The 20,393-nt window shown below is 37.3% G+C and carries 18 protein-coding genes; 10 read left to right on the top strand and 8 right to left on the bottom strand.

The genetic code is table 11. The annotated features are described in order from the left end of the window. Positions 1 to 7 precede the first annotated feature (7 nt). The 4 genes from LC454_RS00440 to LC454_RS00425 form a co-directional block, all read right to left on the bottom strand. On the bottom strand, positions 8 to 751 hold the full coding sequence (locus LC454_RS00440; protein WP_223577930.1) for a LytR/AlgR family response regulator transcription factor: 744 nt from the start codon (positions 749 to 751) through the stop codon (positions 8 to 10). Further along, complete coding sequence (locus tag LC454_RS00435) at positions 748 to 1,722, bottom strand: hypothetical protein (RefSeq protein ID WP_223577929.1); 975 nt, start codon at positions 1,720 to 1,722, stop codon at positions 748 to 750. The genes LC454_RS00440 and LC454_RS00435 overlap by 4 nt, the downstream gene beginning before the upstream one ends. Positions 1,723 to 1,823: 101 nt before the next feature. Continuing rightward, entirely contained in the window at positions 1,824 to 2,708 is an 885-nt protein-coding gene (locus tag LC454_RS00430; RefSeq protein ID WP_223577928.1) for a hypothetical protein, read from the bottom strand. 77 nt (positions 2,709 to 2,785) lie between these two features. Then, positions 2,786 to 2,926, bottom strand: coding sequence for a hypothetical protein (locus tag LC454_RS00425; protein ID WP_223577927.1), 141 nt, complete (start codon positions 2,924 to 2,926; stop codon positions 2,786 to 2,788). 315 nt (positions 2,927 to 3,241) lie between these two features. Between LC454_RS00425 and LC454_RS00420 the strand changes: the two genes are divergently transcribed. From LC454_RS00420 to LC454_RS00405, 4 genes are all read left to right on the top strand, one after another. After that, the gene (locus LC454_RS00420; protein ID WP_223577926.1) at positions 3,242 to 4,234 is read left to right on the top strand and encodes a helix-turn-helix domain-containing protein; all 993 of its coding nucleotides are present in this window, start codon (positions 3,242 to 3,244) and stop codon (positions 4,232 to 4,234) included. Positions 4,235 to 4,264: 30 nt separating this feature from the next. Further along, on the top strand, positions 4,265 to 5,140 hold the full coding sequence (locus LC454_RS00415; RefSeq protein ID WP_223577925.1) for a hypothetical protein: 876 nt from the start codon (positions 4,265 to 4,267) through the stop codon (positions 5,138 to 5,140). A 151-nt stretch (positions 5,141 to 5,291) separates the two neighbouring features. Continuing rightward, positions 5,292 to 5,765 (top strand): MauE/DoxX family redox-associated membrane protein, encoded by a 474-nt coding sequence (locus LC454_RS00410; RefSeq protein ID WP_223577924.1) that lies wholly within the window; start codon positions 5,292 to 5,294, stop codon positions 5,763 to 5,765. Positions 5,766 to 5,901: 136 nt separating this feature from the next. After that, positions 5,902 to 6,225 (top strand): hypothetical protein, encoded by a 324-nt coding sequence (locus LC454_RS00405; RefSeq protein ID WP_223577923.1) that lies wholly within the window; start codon positions 5,902 to 5,904, stop codon positions 6,223 to 6,225. Between the two features lie 38 nt (positions 6,226 to 6,263). Here LC454_RS00405 and LC454_RS00400 read toward each other — a convergent pair whose 3' ends face one another. From LC454_RS00400 to LC454_RS00390, 3 genes are read right to left on the bottom strand one after another with little or no spacing between them, the layout of a single operon-like run. Continuing rightward, a complete protein-coding gene (locus LC454_RS00400; RefSeq protein ID WP_223577922.1) occupies positions 6,264 to 7,625 on the bottom strand; it encodes a RagB/SusD family nutrient uptake outer membrane protein in 1,362 nt (453 codons plus the stop codon). Position 7,626: 1 nt separating this feature from the next. Then, a complete protein-coding gene (locus LC454_RS00395; RefSeq protein ID WP_223577921.1) occupies positions 7,627 to 10,794 on the bottom strand; it encodes a SusC/RagA family TonB-linked outer membrane protein in 3,168 nt (1,055 codons plus the stop codon). Beyond that, positions 10,791 to 12,344, bottom strand: a complete 1,554-nt coding sequence (locus tag LC454_RS00390) for a TlpA family protein disulfide reductase (protein WP_223577919.1) — start codon at positions 12,342 to 12,344, stop codon at positions 10,791 to 10,793. The genes LC454_RS00395 and LC454_RS00390 overlap by 4 nt, the downstream gene beginning before the upstream one ends. 445 nt (positions 12,345 to 12,789) lie before the next feature. Between LC454_RS00390 and LC454_RS00385 the strand changes: the two genes are divergently transcribed. After that, positions 12,790 to 13,152, top strand: a complete 363-nt coding sequence (locus tag LC454_RS00385; protein WP_223577917.1) for a helix-turn-helix domain-containing protein — start codon at positions 12,790 to 12,792, stop codon at positions 13,150 to 13,152. A gap of 4 nt (positions 13,153 to 13,156) precedes the next feature. On the opposite strand, the gene LC454_RS00380 is transcribed toward LC454_RS00385, so the two are convergent. Beyond that, the gene (locus LC454_RS00380) at positions 13,157 to 14,026 is read right to left on the bottom strand and encodes a HEPN domain-containing protein (protein ID WP_223577915.1); all 870 of its coding nucleotides are present in this window, start codon (positions 14,024 to 14,026) and stop codon (positions 13,157 to 13,159) included. Between the two features lie 487 nt (positions 14,027 to 14,513). On the opposite strand from LC454_RS00380, the gene LC454_RS00375 reads away from it, so the two are divergent. The 5 genes from LC454_RS00375 (at position 14,514) to LC454_RS00355 (ending at position 20,129) form a co-directional block, all read left to right on the top strand. Beyond that, a complete protein-coding gene (locus LC454_RS00375) occupies positions 14,514 to 16,847 on the top strand; it encodes a YecA family protein (protein ID WP_223577913.1) in 2,334 nt (777 codons plus the stop codon). A gap of 74 nt (positions 16,848 to 16,921) precedes the next feature. Continuing rightward, positions 16,922 to 17,809 (top strand): hypothetical protein, encoded by an 888-nt coding sequence (locus LC454_RS00370; RefSeq protein ID WP_223577911.1) that lies wholly within the window; start codon positions 16,922 to 16,924, stop codon positions 17,807 to 17,809. Between the two features lie 73 nt (positions 17,810 to 17,882). Further along, the gene (locus LC454_RS00365) at positions 17,883 to 18,335 is read left to right on the top strand and encodes a hypothetical protein (RefSeq protein ID WP_223577909.1); all 453 of its coding nucleotides are present in this window, start codon (positions 17,883 to 17,885) and stop codon (positions 18,333 to 18,335) included. A gap of 151 nt (positions 18,336 to 18,486) precedes the next feature. Next, positions 18,487 to 19,335: a hypothetical protein gene (locus tag LC454_RS00360; protein WP_223577907.1), complete on the top strand. Its 849-nt coding sequence runs from the start codon at positions 18,487 to 18,489 to the stop codon at positions 19,333 to 19,335. Between the two features lie 125 nt (positions 19,336 to 19,460). After that, positions 19,461 to 20,129 carry an HNH endonuclease gene (locus LC454_RS00355; RefSeq protein ID WP_223577905.1) on the top strand — a complete coding sequence of 223 codons (669 nt, stop codon included), beginning with the start codon at positions 19,461 to 19,463 and terminating at the stop codon, positions 20,127 to 20,129. The last annotated feature ends 264 nt before the right edge of the window (positions 20,130 to 20,393 follow it).

The following is a 20,393-nucleotide window of genomic DNA, read 5'->3' as shown; positions in this document are numbered from 1 at the left end:
CCCGGTTTTATTTATTATTCTGCTTATAAACTTCGTATTGGTATTTAAAATTAGCTTTATAAGACCTGGTCAGGCCAATAGAACAGCCATTTCTTGGTTTTTTAAAATATAGCTCCTTTGGCCGTACAAGATCAACTTTGGCCAAATTAACCAAGGTATTGATTCGAGGACGAGAAAACACGGTTGAAGGGAGGTTGGCCTGTAATTCCCTGAGACTTCCTTTAAATTGATGTGTATCTTGTTCTAAAAGAATATCTATAATATCGTTGTCAACTTGGGCATAAAAGATTTGGTCAACTTCTATTTCAATCAATTCGTTATTTAGATTTTTCATCATTAGGCTTTTCACATCTCTGCTTTGACGCTCCAATTTCCTATCCACCATATCGATCACATTCTCCATTTTTGATTTCAACGCATTAAAACTAATTTTTTTACTGAAATAGGTATAAATACCAGCCTCATTAGCTTTAAAAATATATTCCGAATGGGCCGAACAGGCGACCATTACGGGTGGATTAGGAATCAATCTGGCCAATTTGATCCCATCTATATCAGCATCTCCGAGATCCATATCCAGTATTAGAATATCTACTTCATTTTCCTTTAAGTACGCCAAGGCTTCTACGGGTTTTTGAACAATTTTGATTTCATCGTTGATAAAAGGAAGTTCCTTTAATGACATCAAGATATATACCAGGGAGTCGGGGTTATCGTCAACGATCAATAGTCTATAATTCAGCTTATTCATTTTACTTCATTAAAATTGAGTTTCATATTTACAGAAAAAGTATCTTCATTTAAGCTCGTTTCTACCGAAGACAGGTAGTCAACCTGCGCCAGCTTGGCATGCAATAGTGCAAAGCCCGTCCCTGATTTTATGAGGTCCTGTTTTGGAGACCAGGTATTTTGACAGGTCACCACAAGCCCCTGATCATTGAGCAATAGCGTATACCGTACAGGATAATCAACAGAAATAAACGCATGCTTAAGACAATTTTCTAATGGAAAAAAGAGCACACCGGTAGGAATATCCGGGCACAGTTTACCATTTAATTCCTGATCATAAGCTATAGATCCATCACCATAGTACATTTTTAGCAGGCGTACAAAGCATTCGAGATGATCCAATTCCTCCAGCAATGGATTGATCTTTGCCGGATGCTCCACCTCAAATAAATAGGCTAAAAATTGGATGATATCCCGTTTTGCTCTTTTGTCTTTGGGTACTTTATTGATGAGCATTTCGCCAAACCTACCGATGAAAATAGTCGCCAGAAAATGTGACGTATATTTCATCCCTACGGCACGATCCCGATATAACTTTAGGTCACTATTAAGCTGCCGCCTTTCCCTGAGCAGACTGATGGCAGCATAACCTAGACATACAATGCCTGCAAATGCATTCACTGTGACATATCCTGAGATAAGCCGTGCTCGGAATGCCTCATTATCTTCGGGTAAAGTATGATCAAAAAATACGATCTCAAAACGGGGGAGAAAATCATGTACCAAAAAATCTATAAAAGGAATAAAAGTAAAGGTCAGAAAAAGATAGATCATGACATTTGCGGCTATTCTTGTCCATGTTTGATTCCATGCGCCAACGATTAAAGAAGAAATGGTAACACAGTAAAATAAATATAAAGCAACTGTAATCATAATCTGCTCAAAGGGAATATGTACATCGTTACGAAAATAATTCACCCCTCCTATAAGCATCAAAAAAATTAGGAAACAAAAAAGATAAAAATACCACAAAACAGCAATACTCTTCATAGTAGAAAAAGGTTTAGAAACATAAATTTACCTATATTTTATTTTTATTCCCATTTGTAACAAAAATGTTTACGATCAAAACAGCCCTGACGACCGTTTAGCCTCAATTTGATTAAGGCTTCATGATTATTTTTTTGACCACTATCATCCTTGCTTGGCATTTGCACATTATAGCAATTCAGTTCATGCAAGTAGCTCCAACATTCCCATTTCCAGGGCTTATCCCGTATTACCACAGCTAAAAAATCATATAATTTCTGCATACTGCGATAGATAAAGGAATTTCGATTTTCCCCCAAATTCCTATTGATTTCGTTCCCTAGCATAAGATGATTGCGGCCCTTTAGTGAAAAATGTGTTAGCGGAATGATAGGTACATGTAATAAATAGCCTATTAAAGCAATCCCTGCACGGACATAAATCATATTCTCTAGGAAGTTAACCGCTACTTTTTTGTCCTTTGTGTCCGACACTCCACTATTTCCATCGACGAAAACCAATACATGTTTACCCGATTGAATGCTAGTCCGGATTTTTAGCAATACTTGTACATCGTCACTCATCAGGTATCGATAGTCCAATCCATTGCGCTGCATTTCTTGCTGCATCTGCATGAACTCTTCTTGTTGTGACTGGTAGACGCTTCTGTCCATTAAAATATCAAAATGAATCCCACAGTCAGCCATCACGCGAGGAATCTGCGCATGAAGCCCCAAATGGTATAGACAGATAATTTTTTTCTGTCCAGCTTTCAAAACTTCTATGTTCGAACAGTCCCAAGATTGTTCCGAATGGAAAGGTCTGGCGCTATGATAAGATTTCCATTTTTCATAGAGCTCATAATGGTCTTGCCATGCTATTGCGGGCAAGTAATAATGGATATGCGCCGAAAATAATGCAAACTCCCAGGTTTCGTATTTTTTTGACATTGTTATTCTAAATTGGTTAGTATAGGGAGCGTTCTCCTCATAAAGATGCGCTCCCTAACGGGTATAAGGCTGCATTTTTAGATGGTAAAGATCGGACATCTGTCACCGCTTAAAGCTTGTTCAGCAATAAACGGCAACAGCTGCTCCCAACTTAACAATTGAGTGCTGCCCAGATTCATTTCCATACCTTTCAAAATCTGATCATTTGTTGATTCCATTTCATAGTATCATCTTGTTACACAATTTTCTGGCCCCGGGCTGTACCCTCCCATTGCCAGAAATTTAAAACTCCGTATTGGATCCAATGGCAGCAAAGATGTCAGCAGGGAGAAATGATTTCTAAAAAAACTGTACATATACGGAAAATCGACAGTTACAATACAATTACAGCACAGACATGTCATTTGCAATTCAAAAACGTCAGTCACATTTCAAATTGGTCATTCACAGCCAGAAATCGGTCATGTACAGTTTTATTTGGTATCAAGTAATTAGACTTCATAAAATCATCTTTTAACTAATTATAAAAAAAGATGAAAAGACCTTACAAACTCACATTTAGTGCAGATTTTAGCGTTATTACTTATCCTCAAAAAACAGTAAGTTACTCCATTCGCAATGCCAAGGAAATGCATTGGCAATCCGTACGTAACCAGATCAGCGAGCAGACCTTTGATGGTCGATATGCTTATCTCTATTATTACGAGTATTGGATCAGCGAAGCGATGGATTTACCTATTGAGATTATTATGCCCGATCTGCATCTGATCTATCCCCTATTGAACGAAGTGCGTATTTCTGGAAAAAGAAAAGACCAGGAATTCACCTTCGAGCTGTCCCCAGCAGAAGGTGCCTATTTCTATCTCGCCCCGGGTCAATATCAGCTACAGCTGCCTATTGGTCATCATATTCTCGTTGGTTTTGTTGTCGATGCGGGAATGTTCAGGCCGCCTGCCATACAGCATTTCCCTTTCCTCAAAAATCTGGTTCAGGCAAAAAAAGATGGCTCACTGACGACGCTCAAAAGTGTGGGTTTTCGTGTTGGCCCCATTACCATTAAATACCTTTGTATCCTGTTCAGTATCCTAAATCCGAACACCCTTGACAACGAGCACATACTACTCAAACACCTAATTTTCCTTGTAGATTTAAGCCGTTTCAAACTTTTACATGCGTCAGACTCTGCACAACCCCTAGCAAAGCAGATCAAACAATTACTTGAAATCATGATCTTACAGCGCGGTGCACAAGCCCTTATAAAAGAAATCGCCGAGGTCTTTCTCACAGCTCCAGAGCAGCTGAGCCGCGAATACCAAAAGTTTCATAGGCTCAGTATTCAGGACGACCGCAACAAGCTTCTGCTTGAACATATCCAACAGCTCATCGTCGAGCATGACAAAGTGGGGACTACAGCCCATGAAGTCGGATTTAGTGGCCCGAGTGAAATGAACCGCTTTATCCGAAAAATGACCGGGCTGACCTCATCCCAGTTTAAACAGCAAGCCGAGCAAAAATTCAAACGCTAAAACCAAAACAAACCTTGATAAACTTAACACATGAAATTTGAAAACAACAAAAAGCTAGATTCAAAAACCATCTATGCCATCCTTCAAGACACATATGATGCAGTACCGCTACTGATGAGGCTACTTGCACCAGCGGGCTGGCAGGAAAGTTCCTTTCATCAAGAACTCATGACCTGTCGTAAGATATTGTACGATGAATACCTCAGCACCGATGAGAATTGGCTACTCGGAACAGAATCGATCTTCCATTCCACCTACGATGATATCTCCACAGAGGAAGAAATGAGTCTTGAGCAATATCTATATATCTGCTTCCCTCCACTCGACAACGATTATTTAGAGCTCTTTTATATTGTTTCCTCAATACTCGCCGAAATCACTTTTGTCAGCAATCTCTATCGGGAACATGAAATTGGCATGTACTATTTTGACGAAATAGCAATCGAGGATATCGTGATCCGACTGGCACACGAGAACAAGCAGATCGATAAAGACTGGGCAGAGGTGATGGTATTTGCATTTCCAGTCCCCTATCTGGATGAGATGGAGGTGCACTATTGTCTGGAAGTCTTATTTTCCATCTTGATGAAACATGGTTTTCAGCTCGATTACTGGCACAATGAGCTCTTAAACATTGTCGATCTGCAGAAAATGTATCAAGAGATATTATACAGCAATCTAGCATATCAGGATAAAGAGCGACAGCGCGAAATAATTAAAGAAGATATCCGTGCAGTTCTCAGGGACTACGACAGATCAGTTATTGATCCGCTCGATCTGCCTGCTATCATTGCTATGTTTAACCGTCGGGAAGTGTGCCCCTTAGTCCTCGCCTACCTTCATGTTTATCATGAATTTCCAAAGGGCTACCCCTATTTATTGACCGACTATCAGGGTTATCTATAGATCGCCCTTGTCAAACTTGGCCTACTGATAGATCAAGTTTGGCCTAACACGGGGGGTACCTTAGGTTGTAATTTAGCATTACGAAATTTAGCACAAGTTGAAAATGAAAGATACGCTTCAATTAGAAAAAAGAAAAAAATGGAAAGTCTTCATGGAAGTTTATATTCTGTGTGCACTTGTTCTATTGATCATATTGCTTTTCGTTACGGGATTAGGTAAAGTGGTTAATCATTCGACCTTCGTCAGCCAGTTGAATAAGCAGCCGCTTCCAAATTGGTCAACGCCTATCCTGAGTTATCTATTACCAATGTTGGAACTGGGGGCTGTAGCATTCATGTGTATTCCCAAGTTACGGCTTTGGGGATTAGGGTTTGGGACCGTACTCATGACAGCTTATACAATTTACGCCTATTTAGCTTACATCGAAATCTACGGCTATATCCCTTGTGCCTGTGGTAAAGTATTTGAAAAAATGAGCTGGAAGCAGCATTTCTTTTTCAATCTGGCCATTACTCTACTTGGCGTTCCGGCGTTAATTATGGAATACAAACTAAAAAACAGAAATAAAAAACTATGCATAGCGAACTCTGACGAGAGTTCAGCCAGCAGGAAAGGTAGTCAATAGTTGAGTGATATCATCTTTCGGGATTGCGACAATTCAGATATAAACGATAAACTTACGACAAGGCAAGTCACCGAGACAGGATATTTAAGAACTAAAAACTACCGATCTGTATTTATAAACTTTTAAAATTATCAACATGAAAAAGGTAAAATTATTTGTTCCAATTCTGGGAGCAATATTAGGAATGGGTGTCTATGTTGGACATGCCAATGAAATCAGTAAAAAAGCCGCAAGTACGGCTGAGCAATCATGGGAGGTTATTGATCCAACCGGGGATCTAACTGATCCCGATAATTATCAACCTTATTCGGGTGATATCGCAGTTTTATGTCCAGAGGATGATGTCTTTTGTGGTATCAAAGCAGAAAATAACGCTGGTAAACCACAGATGACGCCACAATTGGAATCTGAAATCAATAGTGGACAACCGACGTCGCATGTGTTTTATAGAGGGGAATAAGGTCAATTACAAAAGAGAGGGTGTTTTGCCCTCTCTTCTTATTGTGGATTTTGTATTAGCCCGCCTTCGACAATTACCGTTAATGGGATTAACATGGTAAAGCGCTTATCATTCGGTTCCAGTTCATACTTTTTTCCATCGGCAATCCGTTTTATACCGATACCGGCATTGTAGAGTTTATTCAACCGCTTAATATCACCCCATCGTATCCCAAATCGAAAAGCTAATTCCTTTTCACGTTCATCCAATATAAAATCGATCAGTTTAGATTTTTCGTCGGGTATATCCGGTAGCTTACCTATTTCAACACGCGTTTTCAATAATTTCGTTAAAGTACTTTTTGCGTCCAGCAGCCTATTTGATCTGGCTTCACTTTCCGCTTTGATCAGATAAATTTCATCTGTGGCAAGACCAGCAAATTCAGAACTCCCTGTAGGTCCTGCATAGCTCCCTTTAAAATTATAGAATCCATTTGTATTCTTTTTAAAGTATAGCGATTTCCTCAGATCATTCTCTCTGTAACTTTTGAATAATAGCGTGTCCACGTATGCTTTTGTACCGCCAAATATTCCGCCCGAAGAAGCTAAACTACAGTGAAAAATTACTTCTTCGTTCATGAGTTCAAACGGTGTTGCATTATCCGGCGAAATTAAATTATAGTCCATAAGATCATGTTGAATCTGTAAGCACAGGGTCGCATACCGCAGAGCTTCCTCCACATTTCCCATATAGAGCAGTACCCTTGCCAAGAAGGCATAGGCTGCTGCTTTGGATGGTCTTGTTTTTTTTAGCGGTAGGTCGGGGAGCAATACAACGGCTTCTTTCAAATCTTTGACGATCTGTGCAAATGTCTCTTCCAAAGTAGCCCGTTGGTAACTGGTATTAATATCGGAGGTGGTACGTAATGGAATACCAAGTTCAAGCTGTGCAGTACCGGCTTCATACGCAGGTGCGAACTGTTGGACAAGCCAAAAGAAATTCCAGCTGCGATGAAACAATGCTGTCCCTTTTGTCAAATTTTTATCTGCGACGGTTAATCCATCAAGCGCAGCCTCGTCGATATTGTCCAAGACAATATTGGCATGCATAATCTTTTTATAACTTTCAAACCAATCGGAAAGCTTCGACTCTTTATTATTCAGTAAGTAGATGTCGTTCAACACCGTAGCCAAACTTTTCACATCATTATCATTCATGAAATAATAGTCAGCCGCAACATCCATCCCAATCGGAAAGCTACGGATGGTATACAATTCATAGTCCATTAATGCCTGCAAGTCTTTGACCGTTTTGGGGATTGCCAGGGAACTCTTGGACTTCTCATCCAAAAATTTATTACACCCTATCACAGCTACTAGTAAGCAGCCTAGAATAAGCTGGGTTATGTTTCTTTTCATCATTTTAAAATTGAGCGTTAACGCCTAAAGAAAATTGCGCTGGGATACGTATTGTGATCCCGTTGGGATCTAAATCTGTTTTCGTGGCCTTCCAGAGAACACCAAGGTTACGACCATAAGCCTGCAGCAAAATCCGTTTGAAATACCCCGATTTGGTAGGGACTGAATAGCTCAAACTGATATCTTGCAGCGAGATATTATCGCCCTTTTCGACCAAAATATCCGAATTGGTATAAAACTGATCCCTATTCGAATTCAACGGGTAGATAAATGCAGACACATTGGTCGTGGATTCATCCCCCGGTTTTTGCCAGCGATCGTAGTAATCACTATGTAGTGGCGTATTGACAGATAGAGATGAATAATTGACCGACTCCCGCCTAAAAAAATAGTTGAATCGATAGGCGATGTTTACGTCGAGCTCCCACGCTCCATAAGAGAACGTGTTGCGAACGCTACCAAATTGCTCTGGTACAGCAGGTCCATGAAATATAAGATCTTCAAGGGTTACTTTGGACTTAAGGTTGGCGTAGTTTGTATAGGGCTGACCGTCAACACTAAACTGAGGGCTCCCCGTGTCTGGAGTAAGCCCCATAAAGCGGTAGCTAACAAGATTGTAGGCCGAGTACCCCTCTATGGGTGACAGGTTTTGCCCCGAAGCTACCAGATTGGCGATCACGCTCGGACGGTAGCTATACTTGATGATCTTGGTTTTATTGGATGAAAGCAACAAAGTCGTACGCCATTTTAGGGTTGCATCGATATTTAGGGTATTTAATTGGATCTCCCAACCCCGAGTTCTCAAGCTTGCCGCATTTCTGTTGAGTAGATCGACACCTAGCGTTGGGTCTACATTGACAATAGCAATTAAGTCCGTTGCATTTTTCCGGAAATAAGAAAATGATCCCGTTATGCGATTCTTTAAAGCCGCGAAATCCATAGCGAGATTTAGCTGGCTCACATTCTCCCAGCGCAGATCTGGATTTGGGGGATTATTCACATACGCGTTGGTAAACCCACCCAATGAGCTCGTGCTGGAACTGTACGTTATAGTTGTCTGGGCAGGAATGGTATTATTGACATTTCCGCTTTTGCCATACGTCGCCCGCAACGATAGACGCGGCATCCATTTCAACCTATAAAAGCTTTCCCGATCAATATTCCAAAGACCACCGATAGACCAGAGCGGTTTCCATCTATTGTTGGTATTTACACCAAATAAGTTGGATGCGTCCCGACGTGCGCTTGCCGAAATCGTATATTTCTTCAACAGATTATATGAACCATTAAAATACACAGATACAAAACGGTCGACTTTACGTTCATTGTTGAAGTTGTACCAAATCCTGCCACTTCCCAGACCAGCGTAATAATTATAAATAGTTCCATAATCAACGGGCTGGGAAATGCCAAGATCATTGTCATAACCATATTGCCGATAGGCATTTCCAAGTCCCTTATTATCCCTGATCTCCGCACCGATCAACAAGTTGAGATCACCGAGGCGAGCCTGTCTATCATAATAAAGCTGTACCCGTACGTTTTGACCATATTGCCTATTGGAAGTTCTATCCAATATATCTCCCAGCGGAATAGGGCGTTCCAATATATTACCTTTCGACTGGCTGTATTTATTGATCAAGTCGCGTACGTAAAATGAATTGCGATCCATCCGATCCTGCTCCAATCCATTTGATGTAAAATACTGATACCGCAACTCTGATCGAAGTCCTTTGCTCCACTGATACTGCGCAGCAAAATCAAATTTGAGCACATTTGTATTGTCCACCTTGTCCAAAAGCTTCTGATCCACCAATGGATAATACGACCAATCCAAAAGGTTCCCTCTGCCTAAGGTATCTAAAAAACGGCTTCGAAAATTCTGATCCACCCGGCCTGGATTACCGGCGTCATCCATTAAGCGCGTATAAGGATAGGCTGCGCCAGCGCTTCCGATCCGTACCGTAGTTATCCCGTTGTTTGAGGCTTTATTTGCATTAAATTGTAATCCACCCGTCAGCATAAGTTTTGGAATCGGTCGCCAGGTCTGCTCGGTGCGAAACGTAAAACGGTTGTTGTTATTTCCTAAAATGCTGCTCCTCATGTGATCAAAACCAAGCGACCAAATGGAGGCCAGCTTATCGTTTCCTGCACTGAGCTGGACATTATACTGCTGATTGATTCCCCGCTGACGGAGATATTTTGAGATATCCCCACGCAGATCACCCTGAGCCATTGCCGCAAGCTTGGACTCAAGCTGGCCATCCGCTATTAAATTATTCCTGTGGTCATTTAACAGTTCGACAACAGGGCTAATGACAGGATAATTCGTCCTGTTATTGAGCTGATTATTGTAATAACCTTGGTTAAATAGAAAACGCTCTACATCGATATAGGTCATATTATCAATCTGTGATCGATAATAGGGATCTTCCTTATTAATCACAGATACATTACTGGTGATGGCAAGTCGCACCGGCGCATTAAACTTTCCTTTTTTTAGCGTAATAACGACCACGCCATTACCTGCTTTTGCCCCCCAGATGGAAGTAGCTGCCGCATCTTTGAGCACCGTAATATTTTCGACGTCAGTGGGATTAATATCATTGATATTGCCTTCGTAGGGGAAATTGTCCACCACGATCAGTGGCCCCTTGATCGCTGCCGTAATGGTACTTAACCCCCTGACCATAAATTCACTTTGATTATTACCACGCTTATCAAAAAATATGGCATTACTTAATCCATCGAGCCTACTAATGATATTGGGACCAATCTGTCTATCCAGTTCCTTCTTCCCGATCACATCAAAAGCACCGGTAGCCCTATCTTTAGGTATGGTCTGATAGCCCGTCGATACCTGTACCTCTTCTAGTTCATTGACTTTAGGGCGGAGGTATACCAACCAATCCTGTTTTTTTAAAGATTCTACAGACATGGTATCCGGCTGATAACCCATACGCCTAAAAATAAGACAGGTGATATTGCCTTTCAAAGTTAGCTCTCCCTGCGCATCTGTTGCGCCAAGATACTTCCCATTGCAATCGTTAATGGATACCCCGGTGACCGGCAATTTTGTATCAGCATCTTGGACACTGATTGGCTGTACCTGTGCAAGTGCTTTTAAACAAAAAAAAGCACAGATCGTTAAAATCAAAAGATGTCTTCTCATCTTGTACCCTCCTTTCCGCTGGCAGGTACATAACCAAATCTTGTAAGCTTCAATTTAGTATCGTCGCCTTGGTAACCATCCTCAGTAATCACTAACATGATTATATTTCGCTTTTCAAGAGATAAGGTTAATCCCTGTGCGGCAAATGCACGCTTTAGTTGCTCCAAGTCATTGATATCATCCGGTAATGTGATACTGACCTGATCTTTAAGCCCGGTCTCATCAATTATAAAGGGCAACATCGCTATATTCCTTCGATTGAATAGATTTGGAATATTTTTGATCGGTATATTGATAATCGCATTTTTAACCTGCTTAACTCTTTTATCTGCTTTTTGCAGAAATTTACCGCTTGAAGTACCATCGCTCTCCACCAGACCATTCATGATGACTGTAGGAGATTTAGCCGATGGTTTGCTAATGATCAGTTTTTTGGGGTCGGCAACACGAATTACCAAGCAATCTACATTGCGCTGCTGATAAGACCCATTCATGCCCAGATAAAAGTTGAGATCACTTTCCATTTTTTTAAGGATCGTTTGATCAGTGTATGTAATTGGGCTAACGGATTCGTAGGTATATTCCCAAAAATTCTGAACTGTATTAAGCTTATCGATCAGACTATCCGGATCCTTGACTTCCAATATACGTCTAGAAGAAATTTTATTTATACCCGCAATATAATTTGAGCTATGCTTAAGAGCAGCTGCGTATTGCATAAACACATTGAGATTCGGTACGACCAATTGTTTGAAACGATGTACAGAATCAACATTAAACACAGATGCCTGGGAAATTCCGCGACCATAGGGTAAGAGAACACTATAATAATAATCTTGGATCTTATTATCATAATAAGGTTGAAGCAATGGTCTGTTAAATACCAATACTTTCGCCGCTACTGGTACTGCATGAGGATCTTGAATCATTTGCCTCAGTGCAGCCCTATTCAACTCACTCGGCATGGATAAAGCCCGTACTACACCTCTATTGTCAATACATACTGTGAAAGGGATTCCATCCATTTCGAAATAATTCCTCAAGACCTTATCGCCTACAATAGAAGAAAATGTTTTTGCCAATCCATTGGATTGGATAAATTCACTGTTACCGATGAATTTTTCTATTGCGGCACGATCTTGATAAGTGACGGACAGCACCTTTACCTGATCTACCATTTCGTCCTGCAATTTATAGAGACCAGGAAATGCAGCTATGCAGGATGAGCACCAGGTAGCCCAAAAATCTAGGATGATTAGCTTTTTAGTTTTGTAATCACGTAAAGTTATTGCTTGGGCCCCATTGGGATGCCCGACCACATCAAGCTTCAAATCCCAAAGTGCCTGCGGGATCGTATCCCCTATTTTGAGATACTTGATTAAAAGCCCATCAGCCCCGCTGTCCTTGCGGGGCGTCTGAGCTGATAAACTAAACATAGAAAACAAAGTTGCAAGCAAGAATATCAGGCGAGTCGTCGCCTGCATATATTTAAAGTAATTTAGATTTGATAGAATAGAAAGTACCCTTCCACCCCTATAAAAATTTATCATTTTTTTAAGGTATTAATGGTGGTTCAAGCAGTTTCTAATAGACTGTTGGATTGCTAACAATATCCGAGTCCGAGACAAGCTCGAACCACCGAATAAAAAATAAGATTATCTGTACCTCTAGTGCGGTGAAAAATTTCTATAACAAGGTCAATAACATAATGGTCGCTACGCACACTAGTAAAAATCGGATGCTAATATCTGGATGATTCTCACCCCATAAAGCTATTCTGGCGGACATTTTTTTAGAATCAATGGATCCATAAAAAATGTCCTCTTAATATATGATAAATAGAAAAGGAACCTCCCTTGCTCAATGGTTGAGCGTGAGAAACTACGCGACCATATCCCTAAATAAATAAGGGAGGCCCTATCTAAATATTTTCTACATTCTTTTAAGCTTATAATGTTCATTCGTCTTGGTTTTCAGTTTCTCACGCTGTTACCTATGAATGACCATACAAATATAGGAAAAACAATACTATTATTCCAAATTTGGTATAATAAAATTATTATTTTAAATGTCTATTTGTTTATGGCTGAACAGTACATAGACAAGGAAAACTTAGAAATTATTAGAGAAAGACTTTGGGCTATTTCAAACGAAAAGGAAATTACGCTAGAGGATATCCAAGATCGTACTGGATTTAGTTATAGCCAAGTTTATCGAATTGTTCGCGGAAGTAACAACATGTCAGTAAGTGGCTTAATCGCAGTCTGTAAAGCTTTAGAAATTCAACCCGTAGAAGTATTTGATTTCAAGATCAAAATCCCCAAACATTTGCCGTTGAGAAGAGACAGAAAGTCCTAGATCTTTAAAGTTGCGAGATACGCTCTTCACAGAGATTAACCACTAAGTTTTCTAGCTGATCAACTTTAAGTATTAATTTTCTCAAATCCTCGGGATCGATAAAGTAATCATCCTGATAACGAGCATCCAAATAAGCCTTATTCAGAACATCAAACAATCTATATTCTTCACTATCGTCAATAGGATATTTAAAGATTTGATTTAGGTTTTCATCAATATGCTTCGAGTATTTCCTATATACTTTTAGTTTATGAGTTTTGGGCTTATATCCGGTATACACTAATAGCAGTCCGCCATAAAGTTTCTCGGCTGCCTGATTTAAGTTAAATATGACTTCATTAAGAGGAAATCCCTTCAATAATGCATTTTCTAATATCACTTTGGTATGGTCTAAAAACCTTATTCCGCTATTCACCCATTTCTCATAGCTTCGAAGCGCAACTTCCTTCTCTTCACCTCTACTCAAAGGCTTAGCGTCTGAAAAGATAAATTCTCCGGAATCAAAAAGAACAATCCCGTCTTTGATGATATCCCTAAAGAAGTACTGCCCCATCTCTAATCCTTTGTTCACATAATTGAAACTATGCACGATCGGGCTTACATCGTTCTTATATTTCAGAGTTCTGTTTTCTATCTTGCTAGCAATATCATGCTCTTTGTCCTTGTCACCGTCAGGTATCACAACTAAAATATCATAATCACTGATGTAAGAATACGTCGCTCCCCTCTCCTCATATTCATCCTCTACCCACTTATCAGACGCGTGACTGCCGAACAAAATAATCTTAGCTGGATCCGCCACCTCACAGATAACCTTTACGATTTCACCTAGTTCGTCTTGTTTGCGTAGTGGTAAGTGTGATAATGGGTTCATAGGGTAAATTTACGAAAATTATGACAGAATTGCTCCTGGTGGAATAAGGAACATTCCTATAAATGTAATAATCAAGCAAATTATAACTAGTATACTTAGAAACACGTATCGAATCCCTCCATTTTTATAAGTAAATGCCAAAGTTTGAAGAGTGGCAATAGCTAAACTTAATAGCATGCACCAATTCCATATGGTTATAATAGTAGATGCTTGACCTACATTATCAACAACACCATAAACCATATTCGTTCTAAACGTAACTGTTATAAGAAACGAAGAGATCCCGAAAAGAAGGTTATACTTGTAAAATGCGTTTGGTTTTCCAATCATTTGTGGTATTGAATTAAGCACTGATTCTATTTTTACACCACCAGACAAAAACACTTCGTATTACGGGAACCCATATAATATTAATTTGTTGGTTTCTTATTTTTGTACTAATTTAAAGGATCAGTGAGCCATATTCTAAATAATTACCTGCAAAATTATGACCAATTCTTCGACAAAAGAACAAGTATTAGAAAACCTTAAGGAGCTAATTAATAACCAAGGATATATCTATGCATTATGCATGATACTTTTTGAAGACTTCCATCATGATTTGGATAAAATACACTTAGTGAATTATAGAGAAAAACTGAGTGTTAAAGAATGCGCATTGATAATAGGTTTCTTAGTCCAAAATGAAATAGATTTCACAACTCCAGATTCTCCTGAAAAAGTTATTGAGCTGAAAGAAAAGACCTATGAAGTCATGCATGAACTACAAATATCTCTAAACTCACCACAGTCGACGCAGATTAAAGAGATTTTTGAAAGACATAATAGAGGTGAAGATATTTCAAATCTATTTAATAATGAACCTGACATATTTGCTAAAAATGGTGGTATGGTAGAGCCAATGTTTTACGCAGGGGATGGTATATATGATTTCCAATACCTTGAATATTTAGAGAAGAAGTATAAATACGACAAAGAATGGCTTTGGAAAAATAAAAAATTTGATATAAACGAATCCTCAATATTAGTAAACAAAGTAAAAGCTATTTTACATGAAAAATCAAAAAAAGTAAACTTGTTCGATCTAAAGGAGACATTTCCCAAAATAGCTGAAAAAGAATCAAAAAAACTAAAAAGGCATCACTCTCAGAAAGAAATTGAAGAAATAACAAGACAACAATATGTAGGGGCCAGTTTTTACCAATACCACAATCTATTTAGAAAAGACTTTGACAAGATGGAAGCTGATAAGGATGATTGGGATTTCTTTTATAAAAATTTACTTGACTTATTTATTGTAAGAAATGAAGATTTCAGTGAACATGGTAGCTTCACTAATTTTATAACAAACTTTTCTTTTAGTTCCTCTAATGATGTAAATAAAGATTATAATGGACCTGGTTATTTCAATGTACTAAACTCTCGACCGTTTATAAAAATTGATGCTAGTAGTTATTTTGTCCCTATTAATTTTCTTGTTGCCGAAGCTGTTTATGAATCTCCATTTTATTGGATGTATGATGATAAAGATTACATTGATAAGATCGCGGAACATCGAGGAAATGTGGGAGAGGAGATTTCTTTTGAATTACTTTCTAAAGTTTTCGGTGAAGAAAATACGTTTAAATCTGTTCTAGTCACGACGAAGAAAGGAGAACCCGATACAGATATCGATGTATTATGCGTATTAGGAAACAAAGCTATTTGCGTTCAAGTCAAGTCTAAAAAAGTTACAATGAACGCCAAAAGAGGGGTATTTGAACAGTTAAAAAAAGATTTTAAGGGAGCTGTCCAAGATGCCTATGATCAGGGTCTTGTTTCAAGAGAACGTATATTAGGGAAAGGTGCAAAATTCACTGATAAAGAGGGTAATGAAATTCATTTAAACAATGAAATAAATGAAGTGTATATTATGGGATTGACAACTGAAAATCATCCCTCTTTAGTTCACCAAGTTAGGACACTTCTTTCTAAAGAAAAAGAAGAGCCATTTCCACTCGTTTTATCTGTATTCGACTTAGAGTTATTAGTACATTATCTTCCCGATCCATACGATTTCCTTTATTATGTTCGCCAAAGAATAGCGTTGATGGATTATTTTTTTGCAGATGAAGAGCTTGCATTTCTCGGATATCATTTAAAATATAAATTATGGAAGGATGATAAATATAGTGGAGGGATCATTGACACAGATTTTGGCGCAATTATAGATCGAAATTATTACCCATTTAAAACAGGCTTATCACACCTTCTTTCAGATAAAAATGATCCTATTCTTAATAGATGGAAAGACCCAAAATTTGATCATCTTGCCAAAATAATAAAAGGAAGTAATCATTCAAATAGCGTAGATATTATTTTCAGCCTTCTAGATTGGTCAGGAGAAACCAGAAAGGATCTTGTTGACCATATGATTAAGATAAAAAGAGATTCTATTAAAGAAAATTCAGATAAGAGTATTGCTACAACAACTGCTCCAGAGTTTGGTTTTAGTTATCAGGTTTTCAAAAACATTGACTTAAACAATCTAGAAGACAAGGTGCAAGCATATTCTATTTTAAAAAAATATCAACAAAAATGTAATTCTTGGTTGGGTTTAGGAAGTTTTGCCAAAAGTAGAAATCTGGTTGACTTCTTAATATATCTAGACGAACCCTGGGCTTTCGACCATGAATTAGACGAAGCTCGTGAAGATTTTTTTGCACACGCTAAAGGAAAGGCTATAAAACTTAATCCAAAGTTATCGATCAGTAGAAATGATCCGTGCCCATGTAAAAGTGGATTGAAATATAAAAGATGTTGTGGGGTTAGATCCAAATAAGATTTATAAATTTTTCTAAACAAATATTTATTTTTAGAATATAATTATTAAATTAAAGCATTAACCGACAAATTTTGGAAAAGATAGAATACGCCGATATAAATAAATTTTTGGTATCTATAGGTTTAATGCTAATTATCTTTAGCATTGTATTACCATACTACTTTTTAAAGGAAGATTTTGGCATTTTTTTGGATAATAAGTTATTTCTCACCCTGAAACCAGAGGTTCAGTCAATTATAATAGTTAAACGTAAGCAAGTATCATTTTTCCAGCAGGTTATCCCATATCTGTCACTTTTATTATTTACGGTTGGAATTGTTTCATTGATTTATGGGCTTATAAGGTGGTTCAAACGTCAGAAACGTATTGATGAAAAATTCGACACTGAATTGGAAAAATTAAAATGGGAAATTAAGGCTATGACTCCAATGGAGGTCATAGAAAAAACTCAGATAGAAATTTCCGAGATAAATTCTCCTAGTTCTGAATTGTCAGACCCATTTTTTAGAAGCCCCATGATTGACTATATGAATGTTGAGTCTCGAATCTATAAAGTTTTTGAAGCTTATAGTAACGTATCATTTGAAATTTTGACGCAAAGGAAGGTAAATTCAGCCGAAATAGATATTCTCATGTTATCAAAAAATAAAAAATTTATGGACCGGGTTATTGAAATTAAATATTTTAAAACAACTATAAACAAATCTATAATTGAAAAATCATTGACGAAACTCTCCCAAACGATCCATTCATACAAAACGTCTGTTAGAAGAAAGGCAAAACCTGTTCTCTTATTTGTTTACAATACTGATACTATTAATAAAGAAAAAGTTCTGGAAATAACAAATGATATGTTATCGTTTTCTCAAAAACAGGAGATGCTGCGTGGGTTAAAAATCATTTCTACACATGTCGAGGAAATTGAACAGCTTGATATAAGTAAGCTGCTGAAGAGATAAATCTCTCATCATTAAACCTTACAAACACTCACCTACAATTATCTTAAGTTACCAAAAGAACAATTTTAATTATATGAGCAAAACATTTGGATCAGTCTGGCGCAAAGCCGATTTCCACGTACACACACCATATTCCGCCTTATTAAATAATTATGGTGATGATTTTGATAATTATGTTCAACAGTTGTATAAAATAGCTATTGAAAAGAAAATTCACATTATTGGCATCACGGACTACTTTACGATAGAAGGCTACAAAAAAATAAGGCTGGAGTATTTGGCAAAGCCTGAGAAAATGAAAATGCTGTTTTCGGCCCAAGAAATTGAAAAAATAAAAAAAATTCTTGTTTTACCTAATATCGAGTTTAGGCTAAACAAGATTATTCAAATAAATAAAATTAGGGATGGTAAAAAGATATCAACTGAAATGGTAGGGTTAATCTGCACGTCATATTTTCGGATGAGGTGTCAATTACAAAAATTGGAGATTATACTGGACAACATTTATTATAAATCTCAATCTTAAAACAAAAAAAGTGTCTGATCTTTTTTTTATACTATTTTTCTCAAAAGTTTTGCTGATACTTTTTCGGCCTAATTTCTATTAGAAAGGAAGTGATCCGATTAAAAAGGTCCATATATCTATTTTAATTATATATCTAACCGAAGTTTAAAATATGAATGCATTTCCAGAACTAATTAAAAGCCAACTTGATTTTCTCCAAAACTGGAGAAATAAACTTGACGAATTAATACAACAGCTCAGTTACCAGGAGGGCGATATTAGAAAGGATTATTTCCGTATGAGTTATAATAATGTTAAACAATATTATATTTCGTATACATCATACTTAACATCATATTTAATAAACGATTCTCTATTAATTAGTCAAGAGGGAGTCGATTCTAGGTATGGAGGTCATTTACTAGAAGTAAAAGCATTGACAAAAGATATTAGAGATTTGAATGGATGTTTTTATTCTATGAATCATAGAGTATATATTATGGCTTGGTCACTTTTTGAATTAGCAATTTCAACAGTTTTCAATCATGTATGTCCTGATAAAAAGAAAGAAGATTATTTAAATAAAAAATTTAAAGAAATAAAAAACAAAGTTCCTAAAGAACACTGGGAACAAGTTAAAAAAACATTGAAAATAAAATCAATCAATTTACTTCCAATGCCAACGAAATATGGATATCTGCTAAAAATTGCTAAGGGGTATGATGGAAATAAACAAAACGAGTTAGAATTTCTAACTTTTTTCGGAAAGTTTAGAAATACTGTTCATTCAAATTTCATATATTTTGGAGAAGATTTTGACTATAAGTTTGGTCAAGCTCATTTTGTATTCCGAAATGGGAAAATTGTAAAATGGACCGACCCATTTTCAAAACATGAGAATATACCAACAGTAGAATTATATACACACCTAATCGGTCAATTGAATGACATAACTCTTAAAATATTTTCAGCCGTACCTTATGAAGGATTCATTGGCTACCCAGATCCAGATGCAGAATAATATTTTTGTTGTATAAGGATTATACTATTTATAATTTGATATCAGAAGCATGTTACTATCAATTCTCCAAAAATATTAGATAAGAAAAAGCAATAAAGTCATCAATATAGAAGATATACCCTAGTATGAATAAAGAAGAATATTTTTTGAAAAGCAAAACATCAAAATGCCAAACATTGAGGTGTCCAATTACAAACTATTGCACGAGGAGGGCTTTAACGATCTATTTTTATGCAGATTTTAAGTATTTGAATTACTATAATTCTGAAATAACGACATTAATAAAAGAAGGCATTATTCCCGAAGATTTCGAAGAAAAGGCCATTCCGCTTCAAAGTCCTGTCAACATTTGGAAGAAGTCGAATATCCATATTTATTATCAACATATGTGTCCCGAAGTAAATCTCTTTGAGAGTGAATTTTCACTGCCCTTTGCTATTGATACAGCAAGTACAGATGGAGAATGGGACGATTATAGAAACACAAATAAATTTAAAAATATATACTATGGACACTTTAGTGAGTGTGCAGAATATAACTACTATATTTTTCACAATAGAAAGCAGAAAAGTACAGGCCAAAGAAAGAGATCGCTAATCTCAAAATCATTAAGGTTCGAAATATTTCAAAGGGATAACTATACTTGTCAATACTGTGGCAGAACGCCGCAAGATGGCGCAAAACTGTCCCTAGATCATAAAATTGCTTATTCGGATGGTGGCAAGGATACCTATGAAAATCTAATTACCGCTTGTATGGATTGCAATATGGGAAAAGGAAATAAAGTAATATAAGCTTACATTATAACTATGACAGACTACTGTTCTTACTACTTCGGTAAATCTCTGAATGATCTTACCTATTCAGATATACAAACTTTTTTTAAGCAAGAAAAAGAAGAATCTATTACTTTAGAATTTAAGAGTGGACAGGATGTTCCTCCACTATCAAATGATATTTACTTAAATGAATTATCAAAAATGTATGCAACTTCTTTTATCCTAGGAACGATCTCAAGATACCACATAAGCACAAACCTGGTGACTCGAAGTAGAGAA

The sequence above is a fragment of the Sphingobacterium sp. GVS05A genome (assembly GCF_019969845.1).
Taxonomy (GTDB): domain Bacteria; phylum Bacteroidota; class Bacteroidia; order Sphingobacteriales; family Sphingobacteriaceae; genus Sphingobacterium.
The sequence above is the reverse complement of the archived record's forward strand: the minus strand, read 5'-3'. Positions and strand labels throughout refer to the sequence as shown.